The organism is Haloprofundus salilacus (assembly GCF_020150815.1).
Classification (GTDB): Archaea; Halobacteriota; Halobacteria; order Halobacteriales; family Haloferacaceae; genus Haloprofundus; species Haloprofundus salilacus.
The window spans coordinates 1,763,139-1,777,009 of sequence record NZ_CP083723.1 but is presented as its reverse complement, the minus strand read 5'-3'; the positions used below and the strand labels follow the sequence as shown (position 1 = coordinate 1,777,009).

Genomic DNA, 13,871 nt, shown 5'->3' with positions numbered 1-13,871 from the left:
GCACTTCTGACTGGGAGACGTAGTACGCATCGATGAGCGTTACTGACCCCGACGATCCCGAAGACGCCGGAGACAACGCCGTCCGGGTGTGGCTCGTCGAGCGTACCTACTCCGACGACGAGCAGAACATCATCATCCTCGTCTACGCGACGCCAGACGGGTCGCAGTACCTCAGAAAGGAGCGCGCGCTCACGAGTTTCGGCGACGTTCGCGACACCACCGCCGCGGTGGACGCGAAACCCGACAGCCTCGGCCGCGTCGACGACGACGACTCGCGGGAGGCGTACGCAACCGAGGCGACCCGAATGCGTGAGAAGCACGACCCCGACGACCTGCTCTGATTCCGCGTCCGCCTCCGTACCCGTATCCCCCGACGTTCAAATACGAAGACGGAACCATCCCGCCTCGTGACGTAACTATCGCCGCGAGTCAGACGAGGCGGGAGCGCGGTCACCCGCTCGCGGACGCCACGATTCGACGCGGCCGCCTGTTCGCCATTCGCTAATCGCGCGACCGAATTTTGAGGTTCGCCTCTCCCGTACGACGAGTATGGGACGTTTATCGCCGACGTTCGAAGGAGACACGGTCGTCGTCACCGGCGCGAGTTCCGGTATCGGGCGAGCAATCGCGCTCGCGTTCGCCGACGCCGGTGCGACGGTACTGAACGCCGACGTGCGCGAGGAGCCGAAAGACCTCGACGCAACCACGCCGACGCACGAACTCGCGCGAGAGCGCGGAGCCACCGCCGAGTTCCTCGAATGCGACGTGAGCGACCCCGCCGAACTGAAGGCTGTGGTCGAACACGCACGCGGCTACGGCGGCGTCGACGTGATGATCAACAACGCCGGAATCCACGTCAGCAAGCGGTTCCGCGAGGTTACCCCCGAGGACCTCAGGCGCGTCCACGAGGTGAACACCTACGGCGCGTTCTTCGGCACGCAACTCGCGGCCGAGGAGATGATTACGCGCGGCGAGGGCGGCGTCGTCGTCAACACCGCGTCGACGACGATGGGCGTCGCCGAGTGGGAACACTCGCACTACGCGACGACGAAGGGGGCGATTCGGATGCTCACGCGGAGCGCGGCGCTCGAACTCGCCCAGCACGGCGTGCGCGTCAACGCCGTCGCACCCGGTCCCGTCGCCACCGAGATCACCGAGGGCTGGTCCGAGCTCGCCCGCGAGGTCGGCCCGGACGAGGAGCGCGCCGACCAGCCCACGCTCCCGCTACGCGCGGCGACGCCCGACGAACTCCCGGGTGCGTACCTCTTTTTGGCTAGTGAGGACGCCTCGTTCGTCACCGGCGAGACGGTGTGGGTCGACGGCGGCGGCCACGTCTGTTGAACTCGGCTCCGCCGGTCGCAGGTCGTTCACGGTCGTCGGTGAGTGACAGTTTGGCCCACGTCACGGAGCACACACCCGAACTTATGCGCCGAGGGACGGTACACAGAGACGATGGGAGCGCTATCTGAACTGTTCGCGCCGGGACGCATCGCCGTCGTCGGCGCGACTGCGCGTGAGGGGTCCATCGGCCGCGCCATCACGCAGAACCTCGTCGACGACTACGACGGCGAGGTCGTGCCGGTGAACCCGAACTACGACGAGGTGCTCGGACTCTCGTGTGTCGACTCCGTCGGCGAGAGCGACGCCGACCTCGCGGTGGTCGTCGTCCCGCCGCAGATCGCAGTCGACGCCGTCAGAGAGGCCGGAGAGAGCGGCGTGGAGAACGTCGTGGTCATCACCGCCGGATTCGGCGAAACCGGCAGCGAGGGCGCGGCCCGCGAGCGAGAGCTCCGCGAGGTCGCCGAAGCGCACGACATCAACCTCGTCGGACCGAACAGCCTCGGAGTCATGAGTACGCCGAACGGGATGAACGCCACCTTCGGCCCAGACAACGCACTCGAAGGCGGTCTCTCCTTCATGAGCCAGTCAGGCGCGTTCATCACCGCCGTTCTCGACTGGGCCAACGACGAGGGCGTCGGCTTCAAAGACGTCGTCTCGCTGGGCAACAAGGCCGTCCTCGACGAGACGGATTTCGTCGCCGAGTGGGGCGACGACCCCGACACCGACGTGGTCATCGGTTACCTCGAAGGCATCGAGGAGGGACGAAAGTTCATCGACACCGCCCGCGAGGTGACGCAGGAGACGCCGATTCTACTCGTCAAATCGGGCAAGACCGACGCCGGGGCGCAGGCCGCGTCGTCGCACACGGGGACCATCGCCGGGTCGGACCGCGCCTACGAGGCGGGTCTCGAACAGGCGGGCGTGCTGCGCGCGTCGTCGCCGCAAGAACTGTTCGACGCGGCGCAGATGCTCGCCAACCAGCCGCTGCCGGAGTCGAAGAACATTGCCGTCATCACGAACGCGGGCGGTCCCGGCGTGATGGCGACCGACGCAGTCGGTGAGTCCGACCTCGAGATGGCGACGTTCTCCGACGAGACACTCGACGCCTTCGGCGAGAAACTGCCCGAGGAAGGAAACATCTACAACCCGGTCGACGTGGTCGGCGACGCCGACATCGACCGCTTCCGCGACGCGCTCGACATCGCGCTCGCCGACGAGAACGTCGGCTGCGCGCTCGTCCTCTCGGCGCCGACGGCAGTGCTCGACTACGGCGAACTCGCTGAAGCGACGGTCGAACTCCGCGAGAAACACGGGAAACCGGTCGCCGCCTGCTTCATGGGCGGTGAGCGCGTCGACGCCGCCGAAGGCGTGCTGCGCGAGGCAGGCATCCCGAACTACTTCGACCCCGCCCGCGCCGTCGAGAGCCTCGACGCCCTCGGCGAGTACCGCGACATCCAGCACCGCGAATACGACGATCCCATCGAGTTCGACGTCGACCGCGAGCACGTCCAGTCGATACTGGAGGAGGCGGCGGACCGCGGCGACACGCGCATCGGAGTGGAGGCGATGGACCTGCTCGACGCCTACGGCATCCCCACGCCGACGGGCGATATCGTCGACGACCCCGCCGACGCCGTCGCCGTCGCCCACGACATCGGCGGCGACGTGGTGATGAAGATCGTCAGTCCGGACATCCTCCACAAGTCCGACATCGGCGGCGTCAAAGTCGGCGTTTCGAACGAGGAGGTGTACGACGCGTACGAGGACCTCGTAACTCGGGCGCGCAACTACCAACCGGACGCGACGATTCTCGGCGTCCAGGTCCAGGAGATGGTGAACCTCGACGACGGCGTCGAGACCATCGTCGGGATGAACCGCGACCCGCAGTTCGGGCCACTGCTGATGTTCGGTCTCGGGGGCATCTTCGTCGAGATTCTGGAGGACACGACGTTCCGCGTCGCGCCCGTCTCCGAGAGCGAAGCCCGCGAGATGACCGACGAGATTCAGACCGCGCCGCTGCTCCGCGGTGCGCGCGGCCGCGACCCGGTCGACCGCGACGCCATCGTCGAGACCATCCAGCGACTCTCGCAACTCGTGTCGGACTTCCCGGCCATCCTCGAACTCGACATCAACCCGCTCGTCGCGCTCCCGAAAGAAGGCGACGGGACGGGCGTACAGGCCGTCGACGTGCGACTGACCATCGACCCGGACCAACTATAAGCGACCACACAACCCTCACACACTCATGACTGAAACCCTACTGGTGACCTCGACGCAGGACAGTACCGGAAAGACTGCGGTGACGCTCGCGCTCGGCCTGCTCGCGCAGGACCGCGGCCTCTCGGTCGGCTACATGAAGCCAAAGGGGACGCGCCTGCAGAGCAACGTCGGCAAGACGCTCGACGAGGACCCGATGCTCGCGCGCGAACTGCTCGGCACCGACGCCGAGATGCACGAGATGGAGCCTATCGTCTATTCGCCGACGTTCATGCAGGGCGCGGTTCGCGGTCAGGAGAGCGGCGAGGAACTCGCCGAAATCGTCCGCGAGTACTACGCGACCCTCGCGGCGGATACGGACCTGATGCTCGTCGAGGGCGGCGGCAAACACACCACCGGCGGCCTCGTCGACCTCACCGACCCCGAAGTCGCCGACCTGCTCGACGCGAAAGTCGTTCTCGTCGCCGAATACGCGACGCCAGCCGACCTCGACGACGTACTCGCCGCCGTCGACGACGTGCGCGACGAGGGCGAGGAGCGCCTTGCGGGCGTGCTGTTCAACCGCGTCGGCGACGCCGCTTACGACGAACTGGAGACGGAGGTCGTCTCCTTCCTCGAAAGCCGAGACGTGCCCGTCCTGGGCGTCGTTCCGCGCGAACGCGAACTCGCCGGTGTCTCGGTCGCCGACCTCGCCGACGAACTCGGCGCGGAACTCGTCACCGACGCGCCGACCGACGCCTACGTCGAACGGTTCCTCGTCGGCGCGATGGGCGCGGACGAGGCGCTTCGCTACTTCCGCCGGACGAAGGACGCCGCCGTCATCACCGGCGGCGACCGCGCGGACATCCAGACAGCCGCGCTCCAGGCGCCCGGCGTGAAGTGTCTCGTCCTCACCGGCGGACACCGGCCATCGGGCGCCGTCGTTGGCCGTGCCGAGTCTGAAGGCGTGCCGGTGCTCGTGCTCAACGCCGACACGCTGTCGGCTATCGACCGCGCCGAGGAGATCATCCGCGGCGGCCGGACGCGCGACGAACGGACCGTCGAACTGATGCGCGAGTTGCTGTTCGAACACGCCGACGTGGACGCCCTCGTCCCGAAAGCGACCGACAGCGAGAGCGACGACGAGTAACTAGTCGCCGCTGCGGGAGTTTCCCTTCGAGAGGACGAACGCTCGCCTGTGGTAACGGTTTTTGGACCGGTGACGTACGTTTGTCCGCCACGACGCACGGCTTCTCCGACCGGCTCTCTCGCCAGTGACGCTCGCGGCTCACCGATTTCGGCAGTTCATCCTTTCGCGGGTTCATTCAGGCTCGAATATAGTCTAATCCTAACCAGTTAGGCTCGCGTCTTTTATCACCTCGGTTAAAATTGCAGATCGGTCGGAGTATAATCGTAGTGTGGGGGAATGGAAACATCCGCCGCACGCGTCTCTCCGACGCCCACCCTCGAACCATGGTAGACGATTTCACCGTAGACAGACGAACTGTGCTGAAACTGACTGGCGCGGCGTCACTCGTACCGTTGGCGGGTCGCGCGCAAGCGGGGACGCTCACCTCACTCGTCGACGAGACGCTCGACACGGCGAGCGACGCGCTGCAAGAGGCCCTCGTCGTCTTTGAGTCGTCCGACGACGTGTCGCTTCTGGACTCGCTCGACCTCGTCGACGGCTACTACGAGTTCTCCGTTCTCCCGGTCGGATTCACCCGACTGACGGGGACGCAGATCGAGGCCGTCGCCGACTGGGACGAGGTGCGCTACGTCGAGGCGAACCGCGACCTCGAACTGTTCAACGACGACGGGCGCGAACTGACGCGGGCGGCGGCGGTCCAAGAGCAGTTGAACTACGCCGGCGAGAACGCCCACGTCGTCGTCATCGACAGCGGCATCGACGGCGACCACCCCGACCTAGCGGCCAACCTCGACGCCAACTACCAGTGGGCCGGCGACCCGCTGGAACTCACCGGCACCGAGACGCTGTGGCCCGAAGTCGGCGGTCTCGACACCGACGAGATCGGCCACGGGACTCACTGCTCGGGCACCGTCGCCGGCGACGGCAGCGCCAGCGACGGCCAGTATCGCGGGATGGCTCCGGAGGCGACGCTCACCTCCTACTCGACCAGCGCCGGGATTTCGGTACTGAAAGCCGCCGCGGCGTTCGACCACATGCTCGAAAACGGCGACGGCTCGACGTACCAGGTCGTCTCGAACTCCTACGGCGTGTCGAGCACCGACGACTTCGACCCGGACGCGACGCTCAACGTCGCGTCGTGGTACGCCTACCAGGCGGACATCCTCCCGGTGTTCGCCGCTAGCAACGACGGTCCCGACTACGACACACTGAACGACTACGCGAAAGCGCCGCACGTCCTCGGCGTCGCCGCGACGAACGACCAGAAGGAGATCACCGACTTCTCCTCGCGCGGCCGTAACGACGGGAGCAACTACGACCGCGCCACAGCGCTGTCGAACCTCGAGACGTACTACGAGACCGGCGAAGTCGCGGGACCGCTGGGCGTCTACCGTCCCGGCGTCGCCGCGCCCGGCAACGCCATCGTGAGCACGATGTCTCCGGACGACCCGCTGGGAGCGACGACTGTCGACGACGGCGAACTGTACTACGCGAGCATCAGCGGGACGAGCATGGCCTGCCCGCACGTTTCGGGTATCGCCGCGCTGTGTGTCGACGCACACGTCGCCGCACAGGGGAGTCGACCGACCGCACGCGAGTTGCTCGCAACGCTCGAAGCCGAGGCTGAGGACGCGCGTTCGAGTTACGAACCGGCCAGCGCTGGCGCCGGGTTCGTCGACGCCTACGACGCCGTCGAACGGGCGGAGGCTGGCGACTTTGCGACGTTCGACGAGACGACGCTCGTCTGACTCTTCGACTTTGAACGGTCAGCGCGGAATCGAGCGGTCGGGAGTGGTCGGGGGCGGCTCCCAGTGGACTCGAATCCGTTCGAACCCGCTCGAACTCGCTTCGACCACTGGAACTCGCTCGTATTCACTCGAAGTGATTCGCAGCGGCGTCTTCGTCGCTCCCCGGCGGCGTTTGGACGACGACGCCCTTCTCGCTCACCACCGTCTAGAGGTGGGGAGAACCTCAAAAACGGTCAACCTGAAAATCATTGCTCGAGCTACCTATATACTTAGGATATATTCTTTACTTATTTACTATATTCTTCCATGACGTATGCGACAGGATGACTCACGAAGTGACGAATTCGACGACACCACTGAGAGAGACGCCGACGGACTCACCCGACGGACGGTTCTGGGGACGACGGGTGCGCTGGTCGGAGCCGGACTCCTCGGCGTTGGTGCGTCCACCGCCGAAGCCGCGGGGACGACCGCGTCGGCTACGGACGAGCGCTTTCTGAACTGGCGGGTACGAGAGGCGATTCATGCCTGGCGGCGCGGCTATCGCGGCCGACTCGACCGCCCGGTCGGTCTCACTGACAGTGGCGTCGACGCGAGACATCCGGATCTCGGCCCGTGGAACGGCGTGCGAGCGGTGACACGCGACGGCGAGTTGGTACTCACGACCGACAGTTCTGACGCCGTCGATCGCGTCGAACTCGACGGTGGCGAGTCCTTCTCGGGCACCATCGGACCGGGTTCGTTCGTCACCCCCGACGTTCGACGCCACGAGTTCGTCGCGCCAGCCGACGCCGACGAGGTCGTAGCCGAACTCTCGTGGTCGGTCGCGGACGTGAACGACCTCGAATTCTACGTCGAAGACGCCTCGGGTGACCGGGTCGCCACGGCGGCGACAGCCGAGATGCCCGAGCGAATCACCGTCGACGTCAACGGCGGCGAGACGTACGCGTTCGTCGTCGAGACGTACGCCAGTCTCGTCACGGACTACGACATCGGTGCGGACTACTACCGCTACGAGGGTTCGCTCACTGAGTTCACCGGGAAGGTATTCGGCAGCAACGGGAACATCAAGCCCGGGACGATGAAGACCGTCGGCTGGTACGACGAGGGGTCGCGCTACGGCCGGTACGACCGCCCCCGCGACGAAAACGGCCACGGGACGCACGTGTCGTCCATCATGGCCGGAAGCGGTCGTGCGAGCGCCGTCGACCCCGAGCGCGTGACCGAGGAGGCCCCGCGAACGACGCTGGCGGCCGGTGACGCGCTCTCTTACGAACTCTCCGCCCGCGCCGACACGGGCGTCTTCGCGTCCGTCTACGGTAACCTCGTCGAGATACGAATCGAGGGACCGGACGGCACGGAACTCGCCGCCTCGACTCTCGGCAGCGACACGAGCGAGTGGGACAACAACCTCGTCGACGCGCCGACCGTCCACGACTCGGGCGAAGCGACGTACACAGTTCACGTCACGGCACTCGACGGCGAACTCGCGACGGCGGCGACAGTCGAAAGCCTCACCGTCGGCGCGTTCCTCCGCGCGGACGAGACGGTCGGCGACCGAACCAACGACGGTGCGACGACGGTTCACGCCGGTCTCGCGCCGAACGCGGGCATCGTCGGCTTGCAGGGGCTCGGCGGCGCGACGGCCGACCTCGCGACGTACGCCGAGCGGTTCGCGAGCGAGTTCAACCTCCGAACGGTGAACATGTCGTGGGGCTACGTCGGCGGCGCACCGCTCGGCGCGACCGGTGGCCTCCTCGCGGCCGACCCGTCGCTCATCGCCGACATTTCCGCGGCGGGCATCCTCGTCGCCGCGTCGGCGGGCAACAGCGCGACACCCGCCAACTCCGGCGGTCCGGCGCTCGCCGACGAGTCCATCTCGACGGTCGCGACGGGGCCGCTCGACGGACTCACTTCCTACAGCAGCGGGGGACTGGCCGTCTACGACGAGGACACGAACACGCTCTACCGCAAACCCGACGTCGCTGCGCCGGGCGGGACGCTGACGGACCTCGCTCGCGCGGCCGAGAACGGCGACCCGACCGTGCCTGAGAGCGACCAGCCGCCCATCCGCGACTACACCGGGAAGGCGGGAACCAGCATGGCCGCGCCGTACGTCACCGGGACAGCCAACCTCGTCGCCGAGGCGATGGAGGCCGACGCCCCCGAGAGCGTCGCGCTCCCGGAACCGGCGGATTCGACGGCCGACGACGCGCTCCGTCTCAAGCAGGTATTGCTGGCGACGGCGACGGAAACGGCGTTCACGGCCGCGCCGTACCATCGCGCACACGTCCCGACGTACGACTTCGGCGACCGAGACCCCTACGAGGGCTACGGCCGAATCAACCCGGGCGCGGCCATCGACGCCGTGACGCACGAACTTTCGGGAATCACGACGGGTTCGGTCGGACTGAGCGTCCCCGACGACGAGCGTGCGCTCGCGGGCTACCTCGACGTCGACGCGGGCACCTATGCGGTCGACCTCGCCTTCGACCACTATGCCGGCGCGAACGCGGGCGCCGCGGAGAGCGCGCCCCACCTCGACCTGTTCGTCTACGACCTCGAGAGTCCCGCCGAGAACGGCGAACCGAACGTCGTCGCGCGGGCGCAGGCGCTCTCTGGCGACGGGTCGCTCACCTTCACGACCGACGGCGGCGTCTACGCGGTCGTTGCGAAGTTGGTGAACGTCCCCGGTGCGGTCAACGGCACGGACGTACAGGCGCACGTCGACCTCTCCGTCGAAGCGCGACAGTCGTTCACGGCGTCGGGCACGCGAAGCGACGACGGCTCCGCCTTCACCGGCGGGCAGACGAACCAGGTGGACGTGACCGTCGAAGCGAGCGACAAGGTGCGGGTCCGCGACGTCGTCCCTGGCGCGTGGACGGTTCATGAACCACACTCCAACGACGTCAAACGTACCGAGGTCGACGAGTTTGACGGGAAGACATACGTCTACTTCGAGGGGAAGGCCGAGACGCTCTCGGCGACGTACTTCGCCGAGGCGCCAACGACGCTGGAGGAGAGCGGCGAGTACACCTTCGGGCCGCTACAGGTCTCCGCTGACGGCGGAAAGACGTGGGTCCAACTCGACGGGACGAGCGACACGAACGTCGTCTTCGGTCAGAGCACCTGAGCCGACCGCCGGGGCCGCTCCTCGACACACTCGGGCCCTTCTCTCCCGTCCTCGCTTCGACCTGACGACAGGTACCTCGTTGCTTATTATTCTTTGACCCGAACCACTTGGCAATGCAGCGACAAGGTGTCGACGAAGAGGCGTCGGCGTTGCTCGACAGCGCCATCGACACGCTCAACGACGTCTTCTTTCTGTTCGACCTCGACGGCCAGTTTCTCCGCTGGAACAGCCGACTCCGGGAGGTGACCGGCTACGACGACGACGAGATCGAGCAGATGGCGCCGCTGGACTTCGTCGCACCCGAGGACGAGGCGGCCATCTCGGAGGCTATCGTCCGCGTCGTCGAGACGGGGGAAGCCCAGGAGGAGGCGTCGCTTCTGACCGCCGACGGCGAGCGAATCCCCTACGAGTTCACGGGCGCGCTGCTCCACGACGACGACGGCGTCCCCGTCGGTATCTCCGGCATCGGCCGCGACATCACCGGGCGGAACCGCCGCATCGAGGCACTCCAGCGGCAGACGAGGCGCGTCGAGACGCTGAACCGCGTCAACGCGGTCATCCGGGAGGTCAACGAGGCGCTCGTTCGGGCGTCGACGCGCGAGGAGATAGAACGGGAGGTGTGCAGCCACCTCGCCAGCGAGGAGCCGTACCGCTTCGCGTGGATCGGCGAACTCGGCTACGACGGCGAGTCTGCGGTCCCGCGGACGTGGGCGAGCGGCCAGGGACTCGACGACGACGTGACGCCCGAGGAGATAGACAGCGAGGGGGCGGTCGCGCTGGACGCCGTTCGGACGCAGGAGGTCCGCGTCGCCGACGCCGCGGGCGACGACGCGTTCGACCCGCGGGTGAAAGCCGCCGAGGGCGGCCTCAGCTCCGCGGCGGCGGTCCCGATCGTCTATCGCGACGCGAACTACGGGGCGCTCTGTCTCTACGCTACTCGCTCATCGGCGTTTGACGAGGACGAACTCGACGTGCTCAGGGAACTGGGCGAGACCATCGGCTACGCCATCAACGCCGTCGAGAAGCGACGCGCGCTCGTCAGCGATGCCGTCGTCGAACTCGAACTCGACGTGACGACCCCCGGCCCGTTCTTTCTCAGGGTCGCGGCGGCGGCGGACGTCTCGCTCTCCATCGAGGGCATCGTCACGGCCGACGACGACTCTCTGTCGGAGTTCGTCGGCGTCGACGGCGGTGCGGCCGAGACAGTGGTCGCGGCCGCGCGGGAGGCGGGCGGCGACGCAGTCGTCGTCACCGAACGCGACGACGAATCCATCCTGCGACTGACGTCGCCGGACGACGCGCTCGCGTCGGTCGTCGCCGACTTGGGCGGCGTGCTCCGGAGCGCGCGCGCTGACGGTGCGGACGGCAAACTCGTCGTCGAACTCCCCGCTGTCGCCGACGTTCGCGCCGCCGTCACGGCGCTTCAGGATCGGTTCCCGAACGTCGCCGTGTGCGCCCAGCGCGAGCGCGAACGGACGAACAGTCGGGGCGTCGAGTTCCGCAACTCGCTCGACAGCGCGCTGACCGAGCGACAGCGGGAGGTACTGGAGACGGCGTTTCTCGTCGATTTCTTCGAGTGGCCGCGCGGCAGCACCGCGGAGGAAGTTGCCGAGGCGCTCGACGTGTCGCCGCCGACGTTCCACGAACATCTCCGCCGGAGTCAGCAAAAACTGCTCACCGCGTACTTCGACGGCGTCTCGCCGTCGACGGAGTGACCTAATCGGTTAGGGAAGCCGCTTTTTTCCTGACGAGACAGTGTGTTATCACGCCCGGGTTCCCCACAGACCCTGGCAGAGGTGAGACACTTGCGAAAGCGTCGGTTCGGCGGAGGCACACGTCCGCCGTATCGAAATCGGCGCGGAGCACGTCCGACCCGCGTAGCTCTGTCGCCGTCGTTCCGCTTTCGCACCGCGAATGCCGTTCCCGTTCAGCACCCCCATTCTCGCTCGACACCCCCTCTCAGTCGAACGATATCATCCCTTTCACCGTTTCTCCCGACTGCACGCGCTTGAACGCCTCGTTGACGTCGTCGAGATCCATCTCGAAGTCGATAACTCCCTCCACGTCGACCTGCTCGTTCGCCAGGAGTTCGATGGCCGTGGGGTAGGTGTGGCGGTAGCGGAACGATCCCAACAGATCGAGTTCGTTGTCGATGATGTCGTTGGTGTCGAACGGGACGACGCCGTCGGCGGCCAACCCGACCAGAACGACCGTCCCGCCGCGACGGACGACATCGAGCGTGTTCTCGATGGCCGGTTCCGCGCCCGACGCCTCGATGACCACGTCGGCGAATCGGCCGTTCGTCGCCTCCTCGACGGCTTCGACGGGGTTCTCCTCGGTCACGTTCACCGGAATCGCGCCGCGTTCGCGCGCCCGTTCGAGTTTCGAGGGCAGCACGTCGGCGGCGATAATCGGTTCCGCACCCGCGACGCGCGCGACTTCCATCGCCAGCAGGCCGATGGGTCCGCACCCAGAGATGTAGACGGCGTCGCCGAGACCGACGCCCGCGCGTCGACAGACGTGGATGCCGACAGAGAGCGGTTCGATGAGCGCCCCCGCCTGCAACGACACCGACTCGGGCAGGCGGTAGGCGTAGTCGGCGGGCCACGCGACGTAGTCGGCGAACGCGCCGTCGTCCGGCGGCGTCGCCATGAAGTGAACGTCGGGACAGAGGTTGTACTCATCAACGCGACAGTACTCGCAGTCGTCGCGGTCGCAGGGCACGCCCGGTTCGAGCGTCACCCGGTCGCCGACGGCGAAGCCGTCGACTGCCGCCCCGACGTCGACCACCTCTCCGGCGCTCTCGTGGCCGAGTACTAACGGCGAGTCGACGACGTAGTCGCCGATGCGACCGTGTTCGTAGTAGTGAACGTCCGACCCGCAGATGCCCACCGAGCGCATCCGAACCAACACCTCGTCGTCGCCGGGCTCGGGCCGTTCGCGCTCCTCGATCTGTAACTGGAGGTCATCCGAGAGTACAGCCGTGCGCATAATTGACATACTCGTGGACCACGGATAAAGTTCGCGAGTGTGCCGCGACGTTCGGGAACTTCCCGGTCCATCTCACGGAACTCTCTTACCAGGATTTCACCGGAAGCGTCCGATGTGTCTGCGACGAATTGTCCACCGCGTGAATAAAGGAGCGTTCGAATCCGGTGCGGAGGATGTCCTCCGCGATCTCCACCCGGAAACGCCAACTACCGGTCAGTGTTGTCGTCTTCGTCGTCCATCTCGTCCCCGTCAAGTGTGACGAAGCCCAGGTCGACGACGACCTGTCCGGCTTCGACGTACGGGCCGTCTTCTTCGCCTTCGCTTTCGACGAAAGTGTACTCCTCGTCGCCGTCGGTGTCGAGGTGCGGCATGGCGATAAGTCCCTGTCCGTCTGAGAGCGAGTCGTCGTCGAACTCCGCACCCTCGACGTCGAATAGCTCAACGTCTACTTCGTAGTGCGCGCCCGCTTCGAGATACTCGGAGACGCCGACGACGCTTCCGGTCACCTCTCCTTCCAACAGCGTCAGGTCGTGGAACGCGACGAACCCGCCCTCCGAGAGCACCGTCGAATCGACGGTGACCGTCTCGTCGTCGACGGTCTGATTCGTGAACTCGACGGCGGCGAACGACGTCTCGTCGTCCTCGTAGCTATCTTCGTCCTCACCGTCGACGACGGCGAACCCGACGTCGACAACCGCGTTTCCGGCCTCGACGTACGGGCCGTCTTCTTCGCCCTCACTCTCGACGAAAGTGTACTCCTCGTCGCCGTCGGTGTCGAGGTGCGGCATCGGGATGAGCGGTTGCGTCTCCGAGAGCGAGTCGTCGTCGAACTCCGCGCCCTCGACGTCGAACAGGGTCACCGAAACCTGCGTGTGCTGCCCCGCCGGGAGGTACTCGGAGACGCCGACAACGCTCCCGATGACATCGCCGTCGAGGAGTGTTCCGTCGTGAATGGCGACGAACCCGCCGTCGGAGAGCGTCACCGATTCGATGACGAGTTCGGTCCCCTCCGTCTCTTGGTTGTCGAACTCCACCAGCGCGAACGGTTCGGAATCCGTGTCGTCGTCTCCGTTCTCGCCGTCGTCGTCGTCGTCCGACTCCGCGACCGCGCTTCCGACGCCGAACGCGCCCGTTCCGGCGACGGCGCTCGCCGCGAGGAACGTCCGCCGCGAAGTTCGCGGGTCGATGTTCAGTCCGTCGTTCGCTGCTTCGTGGTCGTCACTGGATGGGATCTCGGTCATGATTCTTCGGCTACATAACTACCGTAGGATGCGAGTGACAAATAATCTCAGTAACCAAGAGAAGTAATTAG

At 66.4% G+C, this 13,871-nt stretch carries 9 protein-coding genes; 7 read left to right on the top strand and 2 right to left on the bottom strand.

Going from position 1 to position 13,871, the window contains the following annotated elements:
• Window positions 1-32 precede the first annotated feature (32 nt).
• The 7 genes from LAQ58_RS09090 to LAQ58_RS09060 all read left to right on the top strand — a co-directional run bounded on the left by LAQ58_RS09090 (window position 33) and on the right by LAQ58_RS09060 (window position 11,283).
• Window positions 33-341 carry a DUF7967 family protein gene (locus LAQ58_RS09090; RefSeq protein ID WP_224447131.1) on the top strand — a complete coding sequence of 103 codons (309 nt, stop codon included), beginning with the start codon at window positions 33-35 and terminating at the stop codon, window positions 339-341.
• 208 nt (window positions 342-549) lie between these two features.
• Window positions 550-1,341, top strand: a complete 792-nt coding sequence (locus LAQ58_RS09085; RefSeq protein ID WP_224447130.1) for an SDR family NAD(P)-dependent oxidoreductase — start codon at window positions 550-552, stop codon at window positions 1,339-1,341.
• A gap of 111 nt (window positions 1,342-1,452) precedes the next feature.
• A complete protein-coding gene (locus LAQ58_RS09080) occupies window positions 1,453-3,561 on the top strand; it encodes an acetate--CoA ligase family protein (protein ID WP_224447129.1) in 2,109 nt (702 codons plus the stop codon).
• Window positions 3,562-3,586: 25 nt separating this feature from the next.
• Complete coding sequence (locus LAQ58_RS09075) at window positions 3,587-4,687, top strand: phosphotransacetylase family protein (protein WP_224447128.1); 1,101 nt, start codon at window positions 3,587-3,589, stop codon at window positions 4,685-4,687.
• 323 nt (window positions 4,688-5,010) lie between these two features.
• Complete coding sequence (locus tag LAQ58_RS09070; RefSeq protein ID WP_224447127.1) at window positions 5,011-6,435, top strand: S8 family serine peptidase; 1,425 nt, start codon at window positions 5,011-5,013, stop codon at window positions 6,433-6,435.
• A gap of 313 nt (window positions 6,436-6,748) precedes the next feature.
• Window positions 6,749-9,568, top strand: a complete 2,820-nt coding sequence (locus LAQ58_RS09065; protein WP_224447126.1) for a S8 family serine peptidase — start codon at window positions 6,749-6,751, stop codon at window positions 9,566-9,568.
• Window positions 9,569-9,681: 113 nt separating this feature from the next.
• On the top strand, window positions 9,682-11,283 hold the full coding sequence (locus LAQ58_RS09060; RefSeq protein WP_224447125.1) for a bacterio-opsin activator domain-containing protein: 1,602 nt from the start codon (window positions 9,682-9,684) through the stop codon (window positions 11,281-11,283).
• Window positions 11,284-11,527: 244 nt separating this feature from the next.
• On the opposite strand, the gene LAQ58_RS09055 is transcribed toward LAQ58_RS09060, so the two are convergent.
• Window positions 11,528-12,559 carry an NAD(P)-dependent alcohol dehydrogenase gene (locus tag LAQ58_RS09055; RefSeq protein ID WP_224447124.1) on the bottom strand — a complete coding sequence of 344 codons (1,032 nt, stop codon included), beginning with the start codon at window positions 12,557-12,559 and terminating at the stop codon, window positions 11,528-11,530.
• A 206-nt stretch (window positions 12,560-12,765) separates the two neighbouring features.
• Window positions 12,766-13,800: a DUF7282 domain-containing protein gene (locus LAQ58_RS09050; protein ID WP_224447123.1), complete on the bottom strand. Its 1,035-nt coding sequence runs from the start codon at window positions 13,798-13,800 to the stop codon at window positions 12,766-12,768.
• Window positions 13,801-13,871 lie beyond the last annotated feature (71 nt).